The 24,497-nt window shown below is 42.9% G+C and carries 21 protein-coding genes; 15 read left to right on the top strand and 6 right to left on the bottom strand.

Annotation, left to right across the window (positions count from 1 at the left end; all coding sequences use genetic code 11):
• Nucleotides 1-67: 67 nt before the first annotated feature.
• From CPC19_RS03230 to CPC19_RS03200, 7 genes are all read left to right on the top strand, one after another.
• Nucleotides 68-487, top strand: coding sequence for a DUF6524 family protein (locus CPC19_RS03230; RefSeq protein ID WP_016390513.1), 420 nt, complete (start codon nucleotides 68-70; stop codon nucleotides 485-487).
• Nucleotides 488-498: 11 nt separating this feature from the next.
• Nucleotides 499-1,872 carry a DegQ family serine endoprotease gene (locus CPC19_RS03225; protein WP_016390512.1) on the top strand — a complete coding sequence of 458 codons (1,374 nt, stop codon included), beginning with the start codon at nucleotides 499-501 and terminating at the stop codon, nucleotides 1,870-1,872.
• A 5-nt stretch (nucleotides 1,873-1,877) separates the two neighbouring features.
• Nucleotides 1,878-2,402, top strand: a complete 525-nt coding sequence (gene moaB / locus CPC19_RS03220; RefSeq protein ID WP_015006724.1) for a molybdenum cofactor biosynthesis protein B — start codon at nucleotides 1,878-1,880, stop codon at nucleotides 2,400-2,402.
• Nucleotides 2,403-2,408: 6 nt separating this feature from the next.
• The gene (locus tag CPC19_RS03215; protein ID WP_016390511.1) at nucleotides 2,409-2,783 is read left to right on the top strand and encodes a DUF423 domain-containing protein; all 375 of its coding nucleotides are present in this window, start codon (nucleotides 2,409-2,411) and stop codon (nucleotides 2,781-2,783) included.
• Nucleotides 2,784-2,787: 4 nt separating this feature from the next.
• The gene (pepN, locus tag CPC19_RS03210; RefSeq protein WP_016390510.1) at nucleotides 2,788-5,424 is read left to right on the top strand and encodes an aminopeptidase N; all 2,637 of its coding nucleotides are present in this window, start codon (nucleotides 2,788-2,790) and stop codon (nucleotides 5,422-5,424) included.
• 39 nt (nucleotides 5,425-5,463) lie between these two features.
• Complete coding sequence (locus CPC19_RS03205) at nucleotides 5,464-5,979, top strand: methylated-DNA--[protein]-cysteine S-methyltransferase (protein WP_015006727.1); 516 nt, start codon at nucleotides 5,464-5,466, stop codon at nucleotides 5,977-5,979.
• Between the two features lie 127 nt (nucleotides 5,980-6,106).
• Nucleotides 6,107-6,580, top strand: coding sequence for a DUF1456 family protein (locus CPC19_RS03200; protein WP_015006728.1), 474 nt, complete (start codon nucleotides 6,107-6,109; stop codon nucleotides 6,578-6,580).
• Between the two features lie 4 nt (nucleotides 6,581-6,584).
• Here the strand turns inward: CPC19_RS03200 and CPC19_RS03195 are convergent, their stop codons facing one another.
• Genes CPC19_RS03195 through CPC19_RS03185 form a run of 3 tightly spaced genes read right to left on the bottom strand, consistent with a single transcriptional unit; the run spans nucleotide 6,585 to nucleotide 8,184 of the window.
• A complete protein-coding gene (locus CPC19_RS03195; RefSeq protein WP_015006729.1) occupies nucleotides 6,585-7,166 on the bottom strand; it encodes a CoA pyrophosphatase in 582 nt (193 codons plus the stop codon).
• A 21-nt stretch (nucleotides 7,167-7,187) separates the two neighbouring features.
• Nucleotides 7,188-7,745: an NUDIX hydrolase gene (locus CPC19_RS03190; protein ID WP_015006730.1), complete on the bottom strand. Its 558-nt coding sequence runs from the start codon at nucleotides 7,743-7,745 to the stop codon at nucleotides 7,188-7,190.
• Entirely contained in the window at nucleotides 7,738-8,184 is a 447-nt protein-coding gene (locus CPC19_RS03185) for a sigma D regulator (RefSeq protein ID WP_015006731.1), read from the bottom strand. The genes CPC19_RS03190 and CPC19_RS03185 overlap by 8 nt, the downstream gene beginning before the upstream one ends.
• Before the next feature lie 244 nt (nucleotides 8,185-8,428).
• Between CPC19_RS03185 and CPC19_RS03180 the strand changes: the two genes are divergently transcribed.
• Complete coding sequence (locus tag CPC19_RS03180; protein ID WP_015006732.1) at nucleotides 8,429-9,583, top strand: GNAT family N-acetyltransferase; 1,155 nt, start codon at nucleotides 8,429-8,431, stop codon at nucleotides 9,581-9,583.
• Nucleotides 9,584-9,782: 199 nt separating this feature from the next.
• Here the strand turns inward: CPC19_RS03180 and CPC19_RS03175 are convergent, their stop codons facing one another.
• Nucleotides 9,783-10,193: a hypothetical protein gene (locus CPC19_RS03175; protein ID WP_015006733.1), complete on the bottom strand. Its 411-nt coding sequence runs from the start codon at nucleotides 10,191-10,193 to the stop codon at nucleotides 9,783-9,785.
• Between the two features lie 196 nt (nucleotides 10,194-10,389).
• On the opposite strand from CPC19_RS03175, the gene CPC19_RS03170 reads away from it, so the two are divergent.
• Nucleotides 10,390-11,460 (top strand): efflux RND transporter periplasmic adaptor subunit, encoded by a 1,071-nt coding sequence (locus tag CPC19_RS03170; RefSeq protein ID WP_016390509.1) that lies wholly within the window; start codon nucleotides 10,390-10,392, stop codon nucleotides 11,458-11,460.
• A gap of 8 nt (nucleotides 11,461-11,468) precedes the next feature.
• Nucleotides 11,469-14,513 carry an efflux RND transporter permease subunit gene (locus tag CPC19_RS03165; protein WP_096910740.1) on the top strand — a complete coding sequence of 1,015 codons (3,045 nt, stop codon included), beginning with the start codon at nucleotides 11,469-11,471 and terminating at the stop codon, nucleotides 14,511-14,513.
• Here CPC19_RS03165 and CPC19_RS03160 read toward each other — a convergent pair.
• Both CPC19_RS03160 and CPC19_RS03155 read right to left on the bottom strand, forming a co-directional pair.
• Nucleotides 14,510-15,208, bottom strand: a complete 699-nt coding sequence (locus tag CPC19_RS03160; RefSeq protein WP_016390508.1) for a DUF3379 family protein — start codon at nucleotides 15,206-15,208, stop codon at nucleotides 14,510-14,512. The genes CPC19_RS03165 and CPC19_RS03160 overlap by 4 nt on opposite strands.
• Nucleotides 15,205-15,714 carry a sigma-70 family RNA polymerase sigma factor gene (locus CPC19_RS03155; protein WP_015006737.1) on the bottom strand — a complete coding sequence of 170 codons (510 nt, stop codon included), beginning with the start codon at nucleotides 15,712-15,714 and terminating at the stop codon, nucleotides 15,205-15,207. Before CPC19_RS03155 ends, CPC19_RS03160 begins: the two co-directional genes overlap by 4 nt.
• A 627-nt stretch (nucleotides 15,715-16,341) precedes the next feature.
• On the opposite strand from CPC19_RS03155, the gene CPC19_RS03150 reads away from it, so the two are divergent.
• The 5 genes from CPC19_RS03150 to rlmKL all read left to right on the top strand — a co-directional run bounded on the left by CPC19_RS03150 (nucleotide 16,342) and on the right by rlmKL (nucleotide 24,422).
• Nucleotides 16,342-18,543, top strand: coding sequence for a primosomal protein N' (locus CPC19_RS03150; protein ID WP_015006738.1), 2,202 nt, complete (start codon nucleotides 16,342-16,344; stop codon nucleotides 18,541-18,543).
• Between the two features lie 107 nt (nucleotides 18,544-18,650).
• Nucleotides 18,651-20,408, top strand: a complete 1,758-nt coding sequence (gene argS, locus CPC19_RS03145) for an arginine--tRNA ligase (RefSeq protein WP_016390506.1) — start codon at nucleotides 18,651-18,653, stop codon at nucleotides 20,406-20,408.
• Nucleotides 20,408-20,986: an SPOR domain-containing protein gene (locus CPC19_RS03140; protein ID WP_016390505.1), complete on the top strand. Its 579-nt coding sequence runs from the start codon at nucleotides 20,408-20,410 to the stop codon at nucleotides 20,984-20,986. The genes argS and CPC19_RS03140 overlap by 1 nt, the downstream gene beginning before the upstream one ends.
• 39 nt (nucleotides 20,987-21,025) lie before the next feature.
• Nucleotides 21,026-22,108, top strand: coding sequence for an endonuclease/exonuclease/phosphatase family protein (locus CPC19_RS03135; protein WP_016390504.1), 1,083 nt, complete (start codon nucleotides 21,026-21,028; stop codon nucleotides 22,106-22,108).
• Between the two features lie 109 nt (nucleotides 22,109-22,217).
• Nucleotides 22,218-24,422, top strand: coding sequence for a bifunctional 23S rRNA (guanine(2069)-N(7))-methyltransferase RlmK/23S rRNA (guanine(2445)-N(2))-methyltransferase RlmL (gene rlmKL, locus CPC19_RS03130; RefSeq protein WP_016390503.1), 2,205 nt, complete (start codon nucleotides 22,218-22,220; stop codon nucleotides 24,420-24,422).
• The last annotated feature ends 75 nt before the right edge of the window (nucleotides 24,423-24,497 follow it).

The following is a 24,497-nucleotide window of genomic DNA, read 5'->3' as shown; positions in this document are numbered from 1 at the left end:
TTCGTAAAGAAGTTAGCATTTTCAGTTAGAATACGTCTCATCAAGGTGACTCATTAAGGATAATACATTGAAAACAAATCAGTTCTCGGCCACTAATTTTTTCATTCGTTTAGCCATTGCAACAGTACTCGTCTTTGCAAGCTACAACCCCGCTGGCTTATCTTATTACCATTGGGTCGTCACAAAAACACCCGATATAACACCCCTTATGGCACTTGCCGGGCTGATTTTAATAATTGGTTGGGTCATTTATATACGCGCCACTTTACGCTCCCTTGGTGCTATCGGCATTGCCTTGGCAATTGCTTTTTTTGGCACCATATTCTGGATGATTGTTGATTGGGGGCTTGTGCCAGCTGATAACATCGATGCGATCACTTATATTATTCAATGTATTTTATGTTTTATTATGACAACAGGTATATCTTGGTCACACATACGTCGTCGTATGAGCGGACAAGTTGACGCCGACGATGTAGATCAATAGCATAGAGGTTTATGATGTTAAGACTTAAACAATTTGTACTGATCGGTTTATTAGTCCTTGCTACGAGTTTACCTACGCACGCTGCACTGCCTGCTTTTATAGGCGAAAAACCACTGCCTAGCTTAGCGCCCGTTTTAGAAAAAGTAACGCCTGCTGTTGTTAATATTGCCACTAGAAGTATGGTTCAACAGCACGAAAACCCTCTATTACAAGACCCTTTCTTTCGACGTTTTTTCCAGCTCCCCAACACACCAAGAAAGCGTTCCACGCAAAGCTTAGGTTCAGGCGTCATCGTCGATGCAAATAAAGGACTTATCATTACTAATCATCACGTTATTGATAAAGCCGACAAAATAACGGTGACTTTGCGCGATGGCCGCTCATTTAACGCCAACGTGGTCGGCAGCGACCCTGATTCTGACGTTGCGGTTATTCAAATTAAGGCCGATCGGCTCACCGATTTACACATCGCCAACTCTGACCATTTACGGGTTGGCGACTTTGTTATTGCCATAGGCAACCCGTTTGGCCTTGGGCAAACCGTCACTTCAGGTATTGTTAGTGCGCTTGGCCGCTCTGGCCTTGGGATTGAAGGTTATGAGGATTTTATTCAAACAGATGCGTCTATTAATCCTGGTAATTCTGGTGGCGCGTTAATTAACTTGAAAGGCGAACTGGTGGGGATTAACACCGCCATCCTGGCACCGAGCGGCGGCAATGTTGGTATTGGTTTTGCGATCCCTAGTAATATGGCCGTTAGCCTAAAAGACCAATTGGTTAAGTTTGGTAAAGTCAAACGTGGGCAGTTAGGTATTAGTGTTCAAGACTTAACCCCTGAACTGGCGAAAGCATTTAGTCTTAGGGTCAAACATGGCGTTATTATTAGCCAAGTTGCTGCCAACTCCCCGGCAGAAAAAGCCCGCTTACGCCCCGGCGATATTGTGTTAAGCATAAATGGCAAACCGATAAAAAATAGTGCCAGTTTACGTAACAGCCTAGGACTGCTAACTATTGGCGACAATGCCAAACTACAAATTTTACGTAACGGCAAGCAACTACCTGTCTCTATCACCATCGCTCAACATGAAGTGGTTTCTATCGATGGGGCGCGTATTCATAATCAATTGGTCGGGGTAACACTGTCTAACTTATCTGATGGTGACCAACTGTACAACATCAAACACGGCGTCAAAATTGCCGACGTCGCAACCAACTCTATTGCTTGGCTAAACGGTTTACGTAAAGGTGATATCATTAGCCAAGTAAACCGCATTCCCGTTCGTAACATCCTTGAACTAACCAATGCCATCAAACAACGTAGATCCAACTCGCTACTACTGAATATTCAACGCGGTAATAGTGCCTTCTTTTTACTTATTCGGTAGCCAAAATGCCCACAAATTCTCGTCAATTTATTCCACTTAATATCGCCATTATGGTGGTCTCAGACTCGCGTACAGAAGAAACCGACACTTCTGGAAAAACACTGGTTGATCGACTCGTCGATGCAGGCCACCAGTGTGCAGAAAAAGTTATTGTTATTGATGATATCTACCAAATTCGCGCAAAAATATCCGCTTGGATTGCCGACCCAGCTATTAATGCCATCATTACCACTGGCGGCACTGGCGTCACTGGCCGTGATGGCACGCCTGAAGCTGTAAAACCTTTACTAGATAAAGAATTGACAGGCTTTGGTGAAGTTTTTCGCACACTTTCATACGATGAAATAGGTACCTCAACCATGCAATCAAGAGCCATTGCTGGCGTTGCTAATGGACATTATATTTTTTGCGTACCCGGCTCATCAGGTGCTTGTAGAACCGCATGGGACAAATTAATTAGTGCACAGCTTGATTACCGCACACGACCCTGCAATCTGGTTGAAGTAATGCCACGTTTACTAGAAAAGTAACACCTTATGAAAACCTTACCGTTTATCACCTTAGGGGCCTTCTTTGCTTTCTTGGCCGTAGTAATAGGAGCCTTTGGAGCACATGCTGTTAAAGGCAGCTTATCGCCTCATTATTTAGCCGTTTACCACACCGCTTCGGATTATCAAATGTGGCATGCCATCGGCCTGATTCTCATCGGCGTGTTACACCAAAACAATCCATCTAATTTATTACGCATAGCGGGTTGGTTTATGCTTGCCGGGATGCTAATTTTTTCTGGCAGCCTATACATCCTCAGCTTAACAGGCATCACCATTCTCGGCGCAATCACACCCATTGGTGGCATTGCCTTGCTCATCGCATGGTTACTGTTTGCCTACCACTCCTTTAAATCAAAATAACCTTATGTCTACTTCCGAACAAAAAACTATTTACTTAAAAGACTATACCGTTCCTGAGTTCCTAATTAGCAAAACTGAGCTTCATTTTGACTTATCGGCTGACAAAACCCTTGTCAATTCTCGCCTCAATATTTACCGTAACCCTGATTGTAAAAAAACTAACCCTGATTTGGTATTAATGGGTGAAGAGCTAACGCTTATTGACCTTAAAGTTGATGGTGAAAGACTTCACCCTGAACACTATACACTCGATGATAAAACACTCACTATTCACAACCCTAGTGCTCGTTTTGTTTTAGAAATCAGCAATCACATCAACCCAAGCACCAATACAGCGCTTAGTGGTTTATATAAATCAAACACCATGCTCTGTACCCAGTGCGAGGCCGAGGGCTTTAGACGTATTACCTGGTTTTTAGATAGGCCAGACGTCATGTCTATCTTTAGCGTCACGATGGTGGCCGACAAAGATGAATACCCCGTTTTATTATCCAACGGCAACCGCACTGGTAGCCCAAACATTGCCCTAGCAGATAATAAACACGCTGCCCGTTGGCATGACCCTTTCCCCAAACCTAGCTATTTATTTGCGCTTGTCGCTGGAGATTTAGCTTGCTTAAAAGACTCTTTTACAACCTGTTCGGGGCGAGAGGTTGCGTTAGAAGTGTACGTCGAAGAGCATGATTTAGATAAGACGTCACATGCCATGCAGTCTTTAAAAAATGCCATGCGTTGGGATGAACAAGCCTTTGGTCGCGAATACGACCTTGATATCTATATGATTGTTGCTGTGAGCCATTTCAATATGGGGGCAATGGAAAATAAGGGCCTCAATATTTTCAACACAAAATATGTTTTGGCCAGTGAAAAAACCGCTACTGATGCCGACTTTGAAAATGTCGAAGCTGTCATTGGCCACGAATACTTCCATAACTGGTCCGGCAATCGCGTTACCTGTAGAGATTGGTTTCAACTGAGTTTAAAAGAAGGCTTTACCGTTTTTCGCGATCAACAGTTTACCGCCCATCAAACTTCTGAAGCGGTAAAACGTATTAAAGATGTCAATATGCTTCGCACACATCAATTTGCTGAAGATGCGGGGCCATTGTCACACCCTATTCGCCCCAGCTCCTTCGTTGAGATCAATAATTTTTACACCCTTACTATCTATGAAAAAGGTGCTGAAGTTGTGCGAATGCTTCATACATTGTTAGGTGAAACCGGCTTTAGAAAAGGCTGTGACTTATATTTCGAACGTTATGATGGACAAGCTGTCACCACCGAAGACTTTGTAACTGCCTTAGAAGATGCGAATAACGCCAACTTTGAGCAATTTAAACAGTGGTATAGTCAAGCAGGCACGCCGACGGTTACAGTAACAACAAGCTATAACCAAAACGAAAAAACCTACACCGTAAGTTTCGAACAACACAATAACTCCCCCTCAACTCAAGCCGATAAAGAGCCTCTAGTCATCCCCATTCGACTGGGTTTACTCGATGACAACGGCAAAGAACTTAACCTGCATGGCGAGCAAACATCAACGGTTCTTGAGTTAACTAAAGCGGAGCAATCATTTACTTTTACTGATATTAATACAGAGCCCACCCCATCTATACTCCGTGGATTTTCAGCACCGATAAAACTGCAACAAACACTTAGCATTGAACAGAAAATCCATTTATTTCAACATGATAAAGATGCCTTTAATCGCTGGGAAGCAGGACAAAACTGCCTAAGCTATTTTATTTTTAAAACCATTGATGCGATACAGAACCATCATAAGGTACCGCCCTTACCCGATGAACTGGTGGGTACATTCCGTGCCATTTTGCAACAGCCTTTAGCAGATCTAGCTTATCAATCATTATTATTAAGCCTTCCAAGCAAAGCTTACCTGGCCGAACAAATGAGCACTATTGATATTGATGCCTTATACCAAGCACACCGCATTGTTAAGCAAACCTTAGCCTCATCTCTACAAGACCTATGGCTAGCACACTATCACGCTAATCATCACGTAGGCGCTGGCACCGATTCACAAAGTATTGCTCAACGGTCATTTAAAAACCTTTGTCTCGATTATTTAATGGCGTTAGAAACCGATGAGGTTCGTTCAATGTGTATTCAACAATTTGAAACGGCTCGGAACATGACCGATCAAATTGCTGCTCTAGCCGAATTAAGCCACCTCGATACCTCAATCAATGTGAGTTATTTTGATGCTTTTTATCAACAGTGGAAAAATGAAGATCTGGTCATCGACAAATGGTTCGCCTTGCAAGCTTGTTCAGAAACAACCGACGCATTACACAGCGTAAAAAAGTTAACTCAGCACCCAGACTTCGACATGAAAACACCCAATCGAGTTCGGAGTGTGATTGGCGCTTTTGCCACAGCCAACCCTTTGCACTTTAACGCAATAGACGGCTCTGGGTATGAATTTGTAGCCGATAACATTCTTCTGCTGGACAGCATTAATCCTCAAGTGGCGGCTCGATTAGCTAATTCACTAAGCCACTGGAAAAAATTTGATAGTACGCGACAACAATTGATTAAGGCGCAACTATCGCGCATACAAGCTCATACACCACTGTCAAAAGATGTGTCTGAAATTGTTTCTCGTAGCCTAACCGCTTAATTCACTGGGCTATCGCTACAAAGGACTAAATCCCATAGCATGCGATCGCTAAATGAAATCCACATCCAATCATACGATAGCCCACTAGGTGAACTACTGATTGGCTCCTTTGAGAATCAACTATGCCTATGTGATTGGCAACAGCGGCAAAAACGGGCGAGCATTGACAGACGTCTACAAACGCGCCTAAACGCGCATTATGTCAACAAAAAAACAGCTATCATCGACACGGCCTTTAAGCAACTCAATCGCTACTTTCGACAAGAATTAACACAATTCGACTTACCCATTTTAATGGTAGGCACTGATTTCCAACAACGCGTATGGCGTAGCCTACAAACCATCCCATACGCTTCAACTACTTCTTACCAAACAATCGCTAGCACTATTCATAATAAAACAGCTGTTCGTGCTGTTGCTAATGCTATAGGCGCCAATGCTGTCAGTTTAATCATTCCTTGTCACCGAATTATTGGCAGCCATGGCAGCCTGACCGGTTATGCGGGAGGCTTAGCGGCCAAAAAACAGTTATTGGCCTTAGAACAAAATCAATAAAGCTTCGTCACTGTAAAACACCTATTATTCGGTTTACTTTTTCAGCGCATACAAAAAATGAACTACAGGCGCCCACGAAGCTGTAAAATACTCTCACCAACCAGACCAAACCATTCTAGGAACCTTTGTGACCAATAACGATATTTTACGCCGCCTTCGCTACACCTTCGATTTCAATGATGCAAAAATGATCGATATTTTTAAACAGGCAGATCACGAGGTGACACGCGAGCAAATAAGCAACTGGTTAAAAAAAGATGACGACGAAGCTTATGTAAGCTGTGGAGACACCTCATTTTCAATATTTTTAAATGGGTTGATTATCGACCGACGAGGAAAACAGGATAGGCCCACACCTGAGCCCGATAAAAAAATCACTAATAATATCGTGTTACGTAAACTTAAAATCGCCTTCGACATGAAAAATGAAGACGTTTTAGCGCTGTTATCAAACAATGGCGTTTCCATTAGTAAACATGAGCTAAGCGCATTTTTTCGTCGCACAGACCATAAACATTATCGTCCTTGTAAAGACCAAGTCCTACGAAATTTCTTGCAAGGCTTACAAAACAAGTACCGGCCCAGCTCAGCCAAAAACTAGCAAATTAGGTGTTTTTCGCCACCCTTAAACGGCCAGCAAATGCATACAGCATAGCGGCTGTTGCACCCCAGATTTGAAAGCCGTCGTACATCAACTCCCAATACATCCTATTTTGACCCTTCCAGACAACTTCTTTTCTTTCATAACAAGACTGGTCTGCCAAGATTGATAATGGCACCTCAAACACATCAGCCACTTCAAACTCATCAATATTGAGAGTAAACGAAGGTTCCACAAAACCCACAATGGGAACGACTTTAAAATTAGTTACCGTTAAAAAGGGCTCGATAATTCCGGCCACTTCTATTAAGTCCTGTTGAATCCCCACTTCTTCCTCGGTTTCTCGTAACGCCGTCTGTAGTGGCGAAAGATCAATGCTGTCAGCACGTCCTCCAGGAAAACTAACCTGTCCAGCATGATTATTAAGATGTTCGGTACGCTTAGTTAGCAAAACTTGCCATTGATCACGTTCAACCAAAGGAATCAGAACAGCTGCATTACGTAAACCATCTTTACGCTGTTGCTGCGACCAACCTTGAAGGCTGCTTGCCGGCTCTAGGCATTGAATAATCTGTTCTCGTTTCATTTCACACCCATGGCTAAATGGTTAACGAGATAACGGTCTTGTAATATCTGCAGACCTAAACTTAAAACAACCGGACTGTCTATCCTGAAAATAAAACTCTAGCGATTTACGCATGGTTTCAAAAGCCAGCTCATCCCAAGGAATTTCATGCTCCGCAAATAAACGCACCTCTAAACTTTCTTCACCACTTGAAAACTCTGGCTTTAATAATACTGAACGATACATCACATAAACTTGGTCAATGTGTGGCAAGTTAAAAACCGCGTATAGCTCTTCAGTTTGGACAACCGCCTCGGCTTCTTCCAAAGTTTCTCGTACAGCCGCCTGCTCGGTCGTTTCACCCAGCTCCATAAAACCTGCTGGCAATGTCCAGAATCCTTTTCTAGGATCAATAGCGCGCTTACATAACAAAATTTTATCTTCCCAAACAGGAATACAGCCGGCAATAATTCGTGGGTTTTGATAATGCACAAGGTCGCAGGCGTCACAAACATCCCGAATCTGGTTATCCCCCTCGGGCGTTTTTGACTCCGTTTTATTACCACATTCAGGGCAATACTTTATCTGTGGTCTAGGCAAGCATTTCGCCTATTAATTGATCTTCTAACTCAATTCGGTTTGCCAGATTTTCACCGACTGAGGATAAGTCGCTAGCCAATTCATTTAAAATCATTGCTGGCGTTAACGTCTGGTACTTGTCATTAAAGTCTAAAACAGTTTCAGTAGCTTTAGAGATACTTGGGTAGATGCGCTCAGCGGCGGCCAGTACAGACTTACGTCTTTCATTACCCGCTAAAATGCGTTGATACACGCCAAAATGTCCTAATGAAATATAATCAACCGTCAACTGACAAAAATCTTGAAGCAGTTCCTCGATTGGTTTTTGGCCTTTATGTTCCTCAATGCCCGATACTGCACAGTAAGAAGACCAGACTTGTTTTCGTTCTTCGAGTAACTCACGGATCAAACCACTTGTTTGGGTTCGTTCCTTCTTTTGAGCCATACTTTCGTTAGACATATCCCTATCCATCATGTTTTTTTTGTAAAGAATACTCTATGCCATTGTTTACTTTTCGACAATATATAATTCCAGTATTTAGCTTTACCGATTTATTCTTTAAAAACCCTATCTGAACTGCTCAGCGTCAGCGTTTTAGTGGCTTGTTATCGCCAATGGTTCTCATAATAGCTAGCCATAACAGCGCTAGAAACGACTACAATGGCATGCGCCTTAATCATTATTTTTCGTTAACCTTAACACTATGAATATTAAATTTCTCTCTAGCATATCTAAGGTATCAGACACACACTGGAACAGTGTATTTGAAACTGATTATCCGTTTATTCAACATGCTTTTTTATCTGCACTTGAACAAAGCGGCTGTACCCAAGCTTCTACCGGCTGGACCCCTCATCATATTATTGTCACCGATAGAGATGACATTATCGCTGCCATGCCTTGTTACCTTAAGACCCACTCGTACGGCGAATACGTTTTTGATTGGGCTTGGGCCAATGCCTATCAGCAACACCAATTACACTATTACCCTAAATTATTATCAGCCATCCCTTTCACACCATCCACAGGCCCTCGTTTAGCTTTTCACAACCGCATTCAACTGACACAAGAAAAACAGACCATCATTAAAAATATCCGACAGGCTGCTCTCGATTCAGTTTCTTCAGTGGGGTTATCGAGTTGGCATGTGCTTTTCCCTGACACCGAAATGTCTTCCTTACTGGAGGACTCCGAGTATAAACAACGCAGTGGCATTCAATACCATTGGTTCAACCATCACTACACGTCTTTCGACGATTTCCTGCAAACATTTAAATCACGTAAACGCAAAACATTACGTAAAGAACGGCTGTCAATTACTCAACAAGGTATTGAAATGACGGTGGTCGATGGTCGTGATATTAGCAAACAATTAATGGCTGAATTTTATCGTTTTTATCATTTCACATACTTAAAGCGTAGCGGGCAACAAGGCTATTTAAATTTAGAATTTTTTAACTTATTACTGTCAACCATGGCTGAGAACTTGGTGATGTTTTGCGCCCAAAAAGACAATAGGCTCATTGGTGCTGCACTGTGTTTTAAAGATCATCAAACACTGTATGGTCGCTATTGGGGCTGTGAGCAAGAATATGAGTTTTTACATTTCGAAGCTTGTTATTACCAAGGCATTGAATACTGTATTAATCATAAACTCATGCGCTTTGACCCGGGCGCTCAAGGCGAACATAAAATCTCACGTGGTTTCAAGCCCGTCAAAACCTTGTCAAACCACATGATATTACATGCCGAATTTCGTCAAGCCATTGAACAGTTTATTGACGATGAAAAAATACAGGTTAACGCACAGATAGACCACCTCACTAGTTTCCTACCTTTTAAATCGGCGTCGTTATAAACAAAACATCAAGCATTATCAATGAAATACGCGCTTTTAAAGAAGGGCTTAAACGTTTATTGCCAACCAACACTAACCTTCAAGACAAACTTGAAGGCACAAATACTGCCAACTACTTATAAATTGTGGCGATAACAAAAACCTTCACGAAAAAATAAACATTCGAGCAGATCTGACAAGCCAACAATTACAAAGAAACTTAATCTATTCTAAAGTCCGGCATATCGCTGTCTAAAAACCACTGTTTTGACTCCTCATCGAACCACCAAACTTGAGTATGTTTTACTTGATAGACACGCCCTGTTTCATTTTGAATATAACCAAATAATGCCTGCGCTATGATGGTGTCATCCTCCTCGTTGGGCACAGAACCTATCAAATCATAAGAAGTCACCGTAATTTTATTAAGCCCATCAATTGGAGCTAATTTGCGCGCTGGATTTCTATAACGAATAACACTTGCCGCCGTTTCATACGACTTCCAGCGTAACGCTTTCATAAACAGTTTTTGTTTAGCATCTAGATGCTCTAACTTTTTTTGCTCTGTTATATGCGCGCAAGCCGACAGCATCAGTATTAGGCCAACACAAACCCATTTTATATTTTTCATTCAACGCCTTACTCTATATCTAACGTCAGTCTATTATGCCTAAATTGTCCTTTTCCTGTTGCAGTCTTAGTCTATTTTTAACGGATAAACAATGTTTTTACATTAAAGAATGCTAATATTCAGTTTGAGAAGCCTTCTTTGACGGCGTATACTTAGGCCGCTAGCAATCAATTCAAGCATCATTACGGAGACCCCCTTGAGTAAAAAAATACTTTTACTAGCCATTATTATTATCGTGATATTTGGTGGCTTATTCGGTTCGAAATTCCTTCAAATCAACAAAGCAATGTCATCCCGCAAAGCACCACCGCCGCCTACAGTAACAACGGTCGAGGTGATTAAAGAGCAGTGGGAAAACACCTTGTCATCAGTCGGCACCATTAACCCTGTACGAGGCATTGTTTTAAGCAATGAAATTGCAGGCATCATTTCCGTTCTGCACGTAGACTCAGGCGCCACTGTGAAAAAAGGCGATTTGATTCTCGAGCTTGATACCTCAACAGATAGAGCAAACCTTGATGGTTTAGTCGCAGCTGAAAAGCTTGCGACAATAAAATTTAAACGTCAGGTCACTTTGTTAAAAAACAAAGCAACCTCCCTATCTAGTCATGATGAGGCCCGTGCCGAATTAGACATCGCAAAAGCAGCCGTTATTTCGCAACAAAGCATTATTAACAAAAAGAAAATACGTGCTCCATTCTCTGGTGAAATAGGTATTCGACTTGTCAGCCTTGGACAATACTTAGACAAAGGCGCTCAAATTGCCCAACTCGTGTCCTTATCGCCCATCATCGCCGATTTTTCATTTCCTGAACGCCACTTTGCACAACTTAAAACAGGGCAATTGGTAAAGGTTAAGGTTCAAGCTTACCCCGACGAAGTCTTTACAGGTAATATCCAAGCGATAAACCCAAGCCTACATCAAGAAACCCGTTCTATTGGCGTTAGAGCCACTATCGACAATCCCAATGAAAAACTTAGAGCAGGGATGTTTGCTGAAGTAACCGCTATTACCTCAAAAGCCAGTCCCGTTTTAACATTGCCTGAAACCGCTGTTTTATTTAATACCTATGGTGAGAGCGTTTATGTCGTAAAACAACAGGACGGCCAACATAGTGTTGAGCTACGTAATATTGAAACCGGCGCCCATCAAGAAGGCCGCGTTGAAATAGTTAAAGGACTCCAACTAAACGATATAGTCGTTAATGAGGGTCACGTAAAACTCAGAAACGGTCAGGTAGTTACCCTTTCCAATAACCAACAATAGGCATTGCTTTGAACTTTACCAGCATCTTCGTTAAGCGACCTGTATTAGCCAGCGTTGTTAGTTTAATTATTTTGGTGTTGGGCTTGCGCTCAATAGCTTCACTAGAAATACGTGAGTACCCAGAAACCAAAGATACCGTCATCTCTATTACTACGTCTTACCCTGGCGCTAGTAGTGAGCTTATAAAAGGTTTTATTACCACTCCCTTACAGCAGGCCATTGCCCAAGCTGAGGGAATAGACTACCTTTTTTCTTCCAGCACACAAGGTCTCTCATCCATTGAGGCTCATATGCGCCTCAATTATGACGCTAATGCCGCAATAGCAGAAATACAAGCCAAGGTGGCTAGTCAAAGTAGTGTATTACCTCAAGAAGCACTAGACCCTATCATCACCTCCAAAACAGGGTCTACCACTTCGCTGATTTATATCGCTTTTGTTAGTGACACCATGAAAGATATTCAAATCGCCGATTATCTATTGCGTGTCGTTCAACCACGATTACAATCCATTGAAGGTGTTGGCCAAGCAAGCCTCTTAGGCAATAGCACATACGCAATGCGTATTTGGCTAAAGCCAAAAAGGATGGCTGCTTTAGGTGTGAGCGCTGAAGATGTCTCTGCCGCCTTACGCAGAAACAACTACCTTTCCAGTGTTGGTAAAACAAAAGGCACACTGGTCAGTGTTGAGATGGGCGCTACAACCGATGTCGCTAAAGAAGAAGATTTCTTAACACTGGTCGTTGGCAAACAAAACGACACCCTAATTCGTTTATCTGATATAGCCGATGTTGAACTTGGCGCCGAAGGTTACGAAAGCGAAAACCTCTACAGTGGAAAGCCTGCTGTTTTTATAACGGTAGATCAATCGCCCGACGCAAACCCGCTTGATGTAGCTAAACGGGTTAACCTTGCCATGGTAGACATTAATAATAACTTGCCCGAGGGACTTGTGTCTCACATGCCCTATGATGCGAGTAAATTTATCAGCGACTCCATCAACGAGGTAGGAAGAACCTTACTTGAAGCCATCAGCATTGTTATTGTTGTTATTTTCCTATCGCTAGGCACCATGCGTGCTGCGTTTATACCGGCAGTCACCGTTCCTTTATCACTCATTGGCGCAACTTTCATTATGCTAGCGTTTGGTTTTTCATTAAACCTACTGACCTTGCTGGCGATGATCTTAGCAATTGGCTTAGTGGTGGATGATGCTATCGTCATGGTTGAAAATATTCACCGCCATATCGACATGGGAAAACCACGTATTCAAGCAGCCATAGATGCCGCAAAAGAACTCAGCTTGCCTATCATCGCAATGACAACTACCCTTATTGCCGTCTATTTCCCTATAGGCTTTATGGGTGGATTAGTTGGTACATTGTTTACTGAATTTGCTTTTTCTTTAGCTGCTGCTGTCCTTATTTCTGGCATTGTTGCGCTAACACTCGCTCCTATGCTGAGTGCTCGCATTCTAAAAAGCTCTGAAAGTGCCGGCCGATTTGAAAAGTACGCTGAACACTTTTTTGAAAAATTAGCCAGTGGCTACAAAAAAACTGTTTCGCCTTTATTATCAACCCCATCTATTCCCGTTATATTTGGTTTGGTTGTGTTATTAAGCCTTTACCCGATGTACCTGTTATCAAAATCAGAATTAGCTCCCATTGAAGACAGGAATTTGCTTATCGCGATGGGTACGGCACCGCAGACATCTACTCTTGACTTTTTACAACAACAAGGCAAAAAGCTATCAGATATTTTTGAAGCCATGCCTGAGTATGATCATAGCTTCATCTTGCTGGGGCTAGGGAATGATACGACTAAATTACTTGGCGGCCTAAAAATGGGCCATCAATCCACCCGCGAACGTACTCAGATGGAGATACAGCCCGAGCTCCAACAAAAAGTGGCCTCGCTTACAGGTGTGAGAACAGCTGTTGTACAGCCACCAGGTCTTCCAGGCGCAGGCGGTGGATTGCCTGTACAGTTTGTTGTTATTTCTGACGCTGATTATAGTCAAATTAGTGATGTAACAGGTGAGCTGATTGGTAAAGCTATGCAAAGCGGCAACTTTATTTTCTTACAAAAAAGCATAGAATTTGACAGACCTAAGTACAATTTGATGGTTGATAAAGACCGTGCGGCAGATTTAGGGATCAGCATGGAAGAAATAGGCCGTAACTTATCGGTTTATTTTAGTGAAGGTTATGTGAATCGCTTTAGCATGCAAGAGCGAAGCTATAAAGTGATTCCGCAAGTAGCCGATATTAGTCGCTCAGATATTGAAAAACTTGATAACATTTACCTAAAAACCTCATCAGGCAAGAAGGTTCCTATCAGTTCAATCGTCACCGTATCAACGCAAGTTGAACCGGCTAAACGCACACAGTTTCAACAACTTAACAGTATAACTATTGAGGGCTTATTACGCCCAGGTGTGACCATGGGAGATGGCTTAGCTTATCTTGAAGAAGAAGCTCAAAAATCTTTCCCTAGAGGCTTTAAGTGGGACCACACGGGTAGTTCACGACAATACAAACAGCAAGGTAGCGCGCTTGTTCTAACTTTCTTTATGTCATTGTTAATTATCTACTTAGTACTAGCCGCCCAATTTGAAAGTTGGCGTGACCCGCTTATTATTTTAGTGTCGGTGCCTTTATCGTTGGCCAGTGCAATGGCTTTTATTATGCTAGGGGTCGCAACGATGAATATCTATACTCAAGTTGGGCTTATTACCTTAATTGGGCTGGTCGCTAAAAATGGTATCTTAATTGTTGAGTTTGCCAATCAATTACAAATTACGGAAAAGCTTTCTATTCGAAATGCCGTTGAGGAGGCAGCTACAGTACGTTTAAGGCCGATCCTAATGACAACTGCATCGATGATTGTTGCGATGGTTCCGCTGCTACTTGCATCAGGCCCTGGTGCGGTTAGTCGGTTTGATATTGGGTTAGTTATTGCTACTGGCTTAGGTATAGGCACTATATTTACACTTTATATTCTGCCTGCTTTTTACTTGATTTTTGCTAGGGATCACTCAAAAGGCAATGATTAGAGCCATTCTACTGCGTTGCTGGCAAATTCCTCGTCTGGTATATCAGTCGCTGTACCAGCTAAGACGGCCATCGAGCCATTTTTCAATGGCTTAACCCAGCCATGTAAACCGGCATAATGGAAAGGTAGGGTTTTATCTAGACTGATGTCTGGCATATAAATAATCGTTATGGCTTGCTGATGGTATTGATACACCATGTGCAAGCCATAACTATCTCCAATAGGGCACTTTTTTGCAAAGCTAATATTTTTAGCTAACCTCACCCGTATACCAAACTCTTTACTCAACTTTATGAGCTCTTGCTCATTACGCGGGTAAGCCACATGCGTTGAAGATGCCCCATCGTGTGAAAAGTGTTCGTAAACTAACTGATCTATTGGCAACACTGACTCTTCGTTTTGCGTTGGTATAAACGTTACCAAGCCTACCGCTAATAGTAACGATGCCGCAAAGGCAATCGGCTTCATTTTAGTCGCACTCCAAAAAGGTGCCTTATACACATAGTCTCTTATCGAATGCTTTAAACCGCTTGGAACACCTCGGTTAACAACCTCTTTTAATTGCTGCTCAAACAAGTTTTCTTGCGCTGCAAATATTTGACACTGCTCACAGGATGCTAGGTGCTCTTTGGCCTCTGTCCCAACCTCATTTGCTGCGACTGTATATTCAAATTTAAAATCATCACATTTCATCATTCACCTGCCCGGCCCGCTTCGGGCCTTAAAACACTTCTTAACTTCTGTTTTGCCCTAAACAAACGGGTCATGGTCGCACTTTTAGAAATATGACAAACCGAGGCGATTTCTTCACAGCTTAATCCAACAATTACCTGCAACAACAGCGGCTCTTTATATTCATTCGCAAGCTCATTCAATGCCTGCTTAAGAGCAAACGCGTCAGGACTCGTATCATTGTCTACATCCCTCAAACTCAACATATCTATATCGAAATCAACTATCTCCGGCCGGAAGCGTGCATATTGACGGGCATGTTCATTTCGCAAGATCGTCATCAGCCACGCCTTACTGGATAAACTATCACGTAATTTATCCAATGACTTCCAAGCACGCATACAGGTCTCTTGAAGCAAATCTTCAGCCATGTTTTTATCGTGACATAGCCAAAGCGCGTAACGAAAAAGTTCATCACTATATGCCAACACTAAGCGCTCATATTCCAGTTTTTTACGTTTCTGTTGCAATATTAGACCTCGATAGCACCGGCTATCTTTCAAGTTAAAAAATGATGCCACACCCAGCAGAAAATTCTTCCTGATTAACTATTATCATCTTTGACAACCTTATTATGGTACACCTACACCAATAACACAACGAATGGTCAATCTCACGCTATGGCTAATAATTAACACATTAAGCTGAACAAAAAGATAGTGATAAACATTGATAGTCTAAACAAATAACAGGAATATAAAGACATTCACGGCAACACTTAACTTGACCTTCTTATTTGTAATAATTTAGCTGAAAGGCGCCTTAAGCCCTATACACAAAGACTTCTTATTCACAAGCTAAAAACACTAGATTAGTCGCCATAAACATATTGCGACGCAATGATTAAAATAACCCTTGCATTATATAACTTGTTGTTTTTTATAGATATGTTAACAATGGTTTATTTTGTTACAATTTGATGTCAGCCCTTTTTGCATGGGCTTTGAGAGCTATTATAAATAGATAATCCACATAGTTATCCACAGAAAATGTGGATAAAATAAAAACCATAGTTAACTCATTAAGTTAGCGATTTATTGTAGATTTTTTTAATCTTTTCAGGCTAACTGATACAAAACAAATAACGCTTTTACTTGATGTCTGATTTTTACCTCAATATTGCTGTCGACACCCCCCTGCACCGTATTTTTGACTATCTCCCGATAAAAAATTCGGCTCGCTCTGATTACCAAATCGGCCAGCGTGTTTTTGTTTCCTTTGGCCGATTAAAAAAAATTGGCGTTATTCTTAACATTTCTTCGTCAACCGAACTTAGCCGAAAACAACTCAAACCCATCTCCCAATTAATTGATAGACAGCCTCTAATATCGCTTGATGACTTAAAACTATATAAATGGGCTGCTAACTACTATCATCACCCTATCGGCGAGGTGCTTGCTCAGGCCTTCCCAAAACAGCTTCGAGCCGGATTAACACCCACTATAGAGCTCACCACGCGATACGCATTATCCAAACATGGCCTGACACTCGATGAAAATTCCTTAAAACGCTCCCCAAGGCAGCTAGGCTTATGGCATCAACTAAAAAACGCCGATGCACCTGTTGATCGTGATTTCTTTTCCACACTTGACTGGAACTGGCGCTCGCCCCTTAAAAGCATGATCGAGAAAGGCTGGGTCACTGCCTCACAAGAACACAACACAGCCACACACTCTCCGACCACACCTTTATTTGACCCAAACCCGGCCCAACAAACTGCCATCGACTCAATTGCTAAGGCACTCGAAGGCTTTCAAGTATTTTTATTAGATGGCGTCACCGGTAGTGGAAAAACAGAAGTTTATCTTCGACTTATTCAGCACGTCATTAGTGCTGGAAAACAGGTGTTAATTTTATTGCCTGAAATCACCCTAACACCTCAATTAGCTCAGCGATTTAGGCAACGCCTAACAGCACAGATGGTCATTTCACATTCCGGCCTTAACGACACTCAACGAGCTCAAGCCTGGCTTAGATTAAAAGAAGGCCTTGCCAATATATTGCTGGGCACCCGCTCGGCAGTATTCACGCCGATGCGTACGCCCGGCCTGATCATTATGGACGAGGAGCATGACATATCATTCAAACAGCAAGAAGGCTTTCGCTATTCCGCTCGAGATATTGCTGTTATGCGTGCAAGAGACTACAGCATCCCTATCGTATTAGGCACTGCAACACCCTCGCTCGAAAGTCTATACAACGTACAACAAGGTCGTTTCAAACAATTAGTGTTGCCCGAGCGTACCGCAGGTGCCTCACACCCTGATATTCGTTTATTAGACTGCCGAAACCAAACGTTAGACAATCATTTAAGCCAATCGCTTTTAAAAGCGATTGGCAAAACACTTGAGCGGAACGAACAAGTCATACTCTTTGTGAATCGCCGAGGCTTTGCACCCGTGTTAATGTGTCATAGCTGTGGTTGGGTTGCACAGTGTCGTCGTTGCGACTCTCGTCTAGTCATTCATAAAAATGCCAATTTACTTCGATGCCATCATTGCGGAGTTGAACATGCCATTCCGAATACCTGCCCATCGTGTCAACAAGCAGAATTATTTCCATTAGGGCTTGGGACTGAGCGCGTTGAAGAAACATTGAGCTCGCACTTTCCTGACACCCCTGTGAGTCGAATTGACCGCGATAGCACACGACAAAAAAATGCCATGCAGTCAGTCATTGACAAAGTACATGAAGGCGGCGCTCAAATTTTAGTCGGCACGCAAATGCTTGCTAAAGGACACCACTTCCCAAATGTGACCTTAGTAGGCATTGTTGATATTGATGCAGGGCTGTTTAGTTGTGATTTCAGAGCCAGCGAACGTATGGCCCAGCTTATTACCCAAGTCGCTGGCCGTGCAGGACGCGAAGAAAAACTCGGCCGGGTACTCATTCAAACCCACCACCCCGAGCACCCCTTATTAAACACCTTAATCACGCACGGCTACACGCGTTTTGCAAAAGAGGCACTGGATGAAAGGCAGCAAGCCCAATTGCCCCCCTACCATTATCAAGCTCTATTACGAGTGAACGCCATCAATGAACAAGCGGTTCTAAACTTCCTAAACGATGCTAAGGAGTTGATCTCTACGATTCAAGCACCACTGATTCAAATTCTAGGCCCCGTTCCAGCCCCCATGCTAAAAAGGGCGGGACGGTTTCGCTATCAATTATTAATTGAATCGGCCCAGCGAAAACCCCGCCATCAATTTTTACAGCAGCTTTTACCGAAACTTGAAAAACTCAAATCCTCGCGTAAGGTACGTTGGTCCATTGATGTTGATCCCATTGACTTGTTTTAACAGCGTTTAGACTTGCAAGTTTTACCCCACAAGCGATAATACGCAATGACAACGGTGTTCAACACCGAACAGCTATTCAGCGCATCAATCAACGATCTAAATTTACTATGAAAACACGTTTGGCCTCTTTGCTTCAGCAAGCCATTTTATCGCTACAAACTCAAGGCGAATTGCCTGAAGAGTTAACGCCTACTATCAAAATTGAGCACACACGTGACCCATCTCATGGTGATTACGCCAGTAACGTTGCAATGATGTTGGCAAAGCCTGCAAAAAAGAATCCTCGCCAAATAGCCCAAGCTATTATCAATAGCTTGCCAGAAGACAGCGACGTATTAAGTGTTGATATAGCCGGCCCAGGCTTTATTAATTTTTTCATCAACCCGCTTAGCCAACACGCCGTCATCAAACAGATTCTTGAACAAGGTTCTCGCTTTGGCACCTCCAATATTGCCAAAGGTAAAAAGGTGCAAGTTGAATTCGTTTCAGCGAACCCAACCGGCCCCCTTCACGTAGGGCACGGAAGAGGTGCGGCCTACGGTGCAACCGTTGCTAATCTACTGACAGCCATTGGTTACGATGTCCATCGCGAGTATTACGTTAATGATGCTGGCCGCCAAATGGACATCCTAGCTACCAGCGTATGGCTACGATATTTAGAACTTTGTGGTGAAAGCATCCCGTTTCCAAGTAACGGTTACAAAGGTGGCTATATTGCTGAAATTGCAACGCTGATTAAACAGTCACATGGCCCAACCTTTAACATGCCTGTCAGTGATGTGTTTCTTGATATCCCGGCCGATGAGCCTGATGGCGGCGACAAGGAAAAACATATTGACGGCCTTATTGCGCGCGCTAAAGAGTCCTTAGGGGATAAAAACTACCGCATTATTTTTGACGCCGCATTAATATCCATTCTCGGCGATATTCGTCAAGACCTTGAAGACTTTGGCGTTCATTACGACGATTGGTTTTCAGAACGCTCACTTATGGACAAAGGAGCCATTGATCGAGCCATTGAAAAGCTTAAAGCTTCTGGCTATATGTACCAAAAAGAAGGTGCTTGGTGGTTTAAATCAACCGAGTTTGGCGATGAAAAAGACCGTGTTGTTATTCGCGATAATGGCTTAACCACGTACTTTGCCTCCGATATAGCCTATCATTTACACACCCTCGAACGTGGTTACGATATCATCGATGTCTGGGGCTCTGACCATCACGGCTATGTGCCACGTGTTAAGGCCGCTTTGCAAGCAATGGGCGCAGACCCCGAGCGTATGAAAGTCTTGCTGGTCCAGTTTGCCGTTTTGTATAAAGGTGGCGAAAAAATGCAAATGTCGACCCGTTCTGGTCAATTTGTAACACTTAGGGAGTTACGCGATGAAATCGGCGCTGATGCTGCACGCTATTTTTACGTCATGCGTAAAGCCGAGCAGCACATGGATTTTGACCTTGATTTGGCTACCTCGCAGTCCAATGAAAACCCCTTATATTACGTTCAATATGCTCATGCGCGTGTTTGTAGTGTGATGCGATTACTGACAGAAAAAGGCCTCAACTATAGTGCACAGGAGGGTTTAAAGCATTTAGATCAATTAGCGCAAACGCACGAAACCAACCTGATTGATACCTTAAACCGTTACCCAGAAAAACTGACGCAAGCCGCTCAGCAATACGAACCACATCAACTTAACCATTATTTACGTGAACTTTCTACGCAGTTTCACAGTTATTACAATTCACACAAATTCATTGTTGATGATGTAGCACTGATGCAAGCTCGCCTAGTTCTTATTAATGCAACAAAGCAAGTCCTAGCCAATGGTTTACAGCTACTGGGCGTTAATGCACCGGAGTCCATGTAGTGCCTAGAGATTACAAAAACCGAATTAACAGCAATAACACGCGCAAAAAAAAACGCCCTATTCCCGGTTATTGGTGGCTAATTACTGGCCTATTAATTGGCGGTTTTGCGATGTTTTTATCTGACTTGGAAGAAGCGCCAAATAAACCCGTTACTGATGTGAAGCGACCTGTTAACCAACAAGACGTACGTGATGTAAAAAAGCCCATCGCAACAACTGCAAAACCCATCGACAGCACTAAACCACGTTTTGATTTTTATCAAATATTGCCCGACATGGAAATTGTTATTCCTGAGCATGAAATTGAAGAAAGGCGTCGGTTAGAAGGCACTGGAAAAAGCAAACCCGGCACCTTTATTATTCAAATAGGTTCTTTTAAAAAAGCTCAGCAGGCTGATACTCTTCGCGCCCGCTTAGCATTGTTAGGTATTGAGTCGACCGTACAAACAGTAAACCAAAGCGGTAGCATTTGGCACCGAGTTAAATCGGGCCCGTACACTTCCTTTAGAATGGTCGATAAAATTCAAAATCGCTTGCACCGCAACAATATAGACAGTATCGCTATCAAACTAAAATAACGTGTAAATCAATAGACCAGATGCAAGTACATTCATAACATGGATATAACAAAGGTCTTTTATCGACTGTTATTTTCCCTCAGCCTCTGTCTTTTAGGGCTGTTTGCCTTAGTGTGGTTTAGCACATACCACCCACCAGCTCTTCAACAAGAAGCGGTATACTGCGGCGAAAACACACCCCGTTTAACGGCGGGCCAAACCCTTAAGCTGTATAACCAAAATGTTCAATTTATGGCGGGGAAAAACTATGTTTTTTTCTATGACCTGCCTAATAATACCGGTCCCGACGAACGCCCTTCTAGCGACGACATCACAAAAACCCTGAAGGGTTTAGCCAACCTAATTACACAGCAAAATCCGGACATTATCCTCTTACAAGAAGTCGATGAAGGTGCTCAGCGAACAGATCATGCCGATCAATTAGCCCAATTACTTGAGTTGCTTCCCAGCGATTATGCCTGTCATACCAGTAGCTTTTATTGGCAAGCCCGTTATCTCCCTCACCCACGTATCATGGGCGCTGTGGGCACCAAGTTGAGTATTATTTCAAAATACAAAATAACCACGGCTACACGCACTCAGCTCAGCCTTATCCCACAAGACCCCATCACGCAATTATTTAACCTTAAGCGTGCCTTACAGGAAGTTCACCTGCCCATAGAGGGTGCAGATAAACTGGTGCTTTTGAACACTCACTTATCCGCCTTTTCCAAAGGCTCCGACACCCTTGAACGGCAAGTAACACAAATTAATCAACAATTACATTCGCTTAACCAGACTCAAACGCCTTGGGTTCTTGCTGGCGATTTTAATTTACTGCCGCCTAATGCCTATCCATTACTCGCACAAGAACAACGTCGCAATTACGATCAACAATCTGCAATAGAAACCTTGTACCAACAACATTTAGCGGTACCCAGCCTTGCAAACACGCAATCCGAGCAACGCAAAGCATGGTTCACCTATGCCCCCAATAGTTCATCAAGCCAAGACCCTGACCGGACAATCGATTATTACTTCTACAGCCCAAATTTATCTGTACAAAATGCGTTTGTAGAACAAGCTCAGTCACTCACTTTATCTGACCACATGCCAGTAATTGCTTCCTTTACCTTGCCGTAAAAACGATTAAAATGCGCATAGCGCTTAAGTTTTTACCGCTAAGGACCCAGCCTTCTTAGTTCGTTGCAAATCAAGCACCTCTAGCCGACCCACCTTAAAAAGGATATCCATGCCACAACTCAATAACTATTTCGCGACAACCGCCAAAGGCATGGAGCTGATCTTAGCCGACGAATTGGAACAAATCGGCGCCTTGCAAGTAAAACCAGCTGCCGGTGGAGTTTATTTTGAGGGTGAATTGGAAATGGCTTTACGCGTTTGCCTATGGTCTCGCCTTGCTAATCGCGTCTTAGTGCCCTTGGCTCGATATGCAGCACAAACACCTGAGCAATTGTATGCCGGTGCCTTAAAAATAGATTGGTCCAAGCACTTCGATGTCTCCAACACTTTTGCCATTGACGCTTCTATTAGACGTTCAAAAATTAACCACTCGAGATATGCCGAGCAAGTTATCAAAGATGCTATTGTCGACCAATTTAAAGAAGCAACAGACGAGCGGCCAAACGTCCAGCGTGAGCAACCAGACATTCGCATTAACGCATATATCAATGAAGATAAAGTAACGCTTAGCTTAGACTTATCTGGCGACAGCTTACATCGTCGTCATTATCGTACTGAGTCTGTAGAAGCGCCATTAAAAGAGAACCTTGCCGCGGCTATTTTAATTCGCGCAGGCTGGCCAAAAATAGCCGCCGAAGGCGGTGCTTTATACGACCCCATGTGTGGGTCAGGTACCTTTTTAACAGAAGCCGCCATGATGGCCGGCGACATTGCACCTGGCTTGCTACGTGAGTATTTTGGCTTTCAAGCATGGAAACACTTTAACCCCACAATATGGCAACGACTGATAAAAGAAGCCGAATATCGCCGAGAAAAAGGCCTACATAACATCCCACCCATCACCGGCTCTGATATCAGCATCAAACACGCTGGCATTGCTAAAGCCAATATTAAAGCGGCTCATCTTGCAGACGTTATTAAGGCCACCAGCTTACCGCTTACAAAAGTAGCCCCCGATCCGTCATGGAAACCTGGCTTGTTTATCGTTAACCCACCGTATGGTGAGCGACTCGGCGACATTAAACAACTCAAACCCTTATATCAAGAAATTGGCAGCATCCTAAAGGCCCGCTTTAACGGCTGGCAAGCCTCTGTGTTTACCGGTAATGTTGAACTTGCATTTAATGTTTCATTAAAGTCACATAAGTCGTACCAACTATTTAACGGCGCTATCGCTTGTAAAGTCTTTAACTTTTCGGTGACTCCAGAACGGCACTTTGAAGGACAGCATGCCAGTCAGCAACAACACATTGGCGACAATTTAAAAAAAGCCTTACTACCGACACCCGGTGATTGGAGCGACGGCGCTACCATGCTGGCAAACCGCCTGCGCAAAAACATTAAAAAACTCTCCCCTTGGGTGAAGAAAAACAACATCCATTGTTACCGCTTGTACGATGCAGACTTACCCGAGTACGCATTGGCCATTGATGTTTACCAAGGCGAAAAAAAGTGGGTACATGTACAAGAGTATGAAGCCCCAAAAACCATTGATGAGGCTAAATCTATTCTACGTCTTCGTGATGCCTTAGCCGTTATGCCAGAGGTATTAAACATCCCTCCCCAGCAATTATCACTGAAAATTCGTCGTCGCCAAAAAGGTCACACACAATACGAAAAACAAGGCACCGACGGTGGTTTCCATGAAGTCAGCGAAGGGCAGGCAAAGTTTCTCGTTAACTTCAAAGATTACCTCGATACAGGTTTATTCTTAGACCATCGCCCGATACGTTTTTGGATTGGCGAACACGCCGGCGGTAAACAGTTTTTAAACTTATTTGCCTACACAGGCGCGGCAACTGTACATGCGGCACTGGGCGGTGCCACCACGTCTACAACTGTAGATATGTCAAAAACCTATTTAGATTGGGCAAAAAATAATTTTGAGCTAAACCATTTAAACTTAGACAAGCACCAGCTTATTCGAGCTAACTGCATGGAATGGCTTGATACTGCCGTAGAAGAGCAAAAAAAGTACGAGCTTATCTTCATTGACCCACCCACTTTTTCCAACTCAAAACGGATGGACAATGTGTTTGATATTCAACGTGATCATGTTGAATTAATTAATAAAGCGGCAAAGTTACTAAGCAAAAAAGGCACAATGATCTTTTCAACTAACTTTCGAAAGTTTAAATTAAACGAAGCCTCGCTCACCCACTTGGCTGTTCAAAATATTAGTCAAAAAACAATATCAAAAGACTTTGAACGAAATCCAAAAATACATTATTGCTGGTCACTAACACACCGTTAACCCGTTTTAAATATTCAAAAACGTACACGATAAAACAGCTTGCTTACTCATTTTACTGTTAGGCCAGTTTATTAG

The sequence above is a fragment of the Cycloclasticus sp. PY97N genome (genome assembly GCF_002443175.1).
Classification (GTDB): Bacteria; Pseudomonadota; Gammaproteobacteria; order Methylococcales; family Cycloclasticaceae; genus Cycloclasticus; species Cycloclasticus pugetii.
Note: the sequence above shows the minus strand (reverse complement) of the source record. Positions and strands in the feature narration are given on the sequence as shown.

What these genes read in the sequence shown, in the direction of transcription:
- CPC19_RS03225 (WP_016390512.1), top strand. Translation starts at nt 499, where the DNA reads ATGATGTTAAGACTTAAACAATTTGTACTGATCGGTTTATTAGTCCTT.
- moaB (WP_015006724.1), top strand. Translation starts at nt 1,878, where the DNA reads ATGCCCACAAATTCTCGTCAATTTATTCCACTTAATATCGCCATTATG.
- CPC19_RS03215 (WP_016390511.1), top strand. Translation starts at nt 2,409, where the DNA reads ATGAAAACCTTACCGTTTATCACCTTAGGGGCCTTCTTTGCTTTCTTG.
- pepN (WP_016390510.1), top strand. Translation starts at nt 2,788, where the DNA reads ATGTCTACTTCCGAACAAAAAACTATTTACTTAAAAGACTATACCGTT.
- CPC19_RS03205 (WP_015006727.1), top strand. Translation starts at nt 5,464, where the DNA reads ATGCGATCGCTAAATGAAATCCACATCCAATCATACGATAGCCCACTA.
- CPC19_RS03195 (WP_015006729.1), bottom strand. Translation starts at nt 7,166, where the DNA reads ATGAAACGAGAACAGATTATTCAATGCCTAGAGCCGGCAAGCAGCCTT.
- CPC19_RS03185 (WP_015006731.1), bottom strand. Translation starts at nt 8,184, where the DNA reads ATGTCTAACGAAAGTATGGCTCAAAAGAAGGAACGAACCCAAACAAGT.
- CPC19_RS03180 (WP_015006732.1), top strand. Translation starts at nt 8,429, where the DNA reads ATGAATATTAAATTTCTCTCTAGCATATCTAAGGTATCAGACACACAC.
- CPC19_RS03175 (WP_015006733.1), bottom strand. Translation starts at nt 10,193, where the DNA reads ATGAAAAATATAAAATGGGTTTGTGTTGGCCTAATACTGATGCTGTCG.
- CPC19_RS03160 (WP_016390508.1), bottom strand. Translation starts at nt 15,208, where the DNA reads ATGATGAAATGTGATGATTTTAAATTTGAATATACAGTCGCAGCAAAT.
- CPC19_RS03150 (WP_015006738.1), top strand. Translation starts at nt 16,342, where the DNA reads ATGTCTGATTTTTACCTCAATATTGCTGTCGACACCCCCCTGCACCGT.
- argS (WP_016390506.1), top strand. Translation starts at nt 18,651, where the DNA reads ATGAAAACACGTTTGGCCTCTTTGCTTCAGCAAGCCATTTTATCGCTA.
- CPC19_RS03135 (WP_016390504.1), top strand. Translation starts at nt 21,026, where the DNA reads ATGGATATAACAAAGGTCTTTTATCGACTGTTATTTTCCCTCAGCCTC.
- rlmKL (WP_016390503.1), top strand. Translation starts at nt 22,218, where the DNA reads ATGCCACAACTCAATAACTATTTCGCGACAACCGCCAAAGGCATGGAG.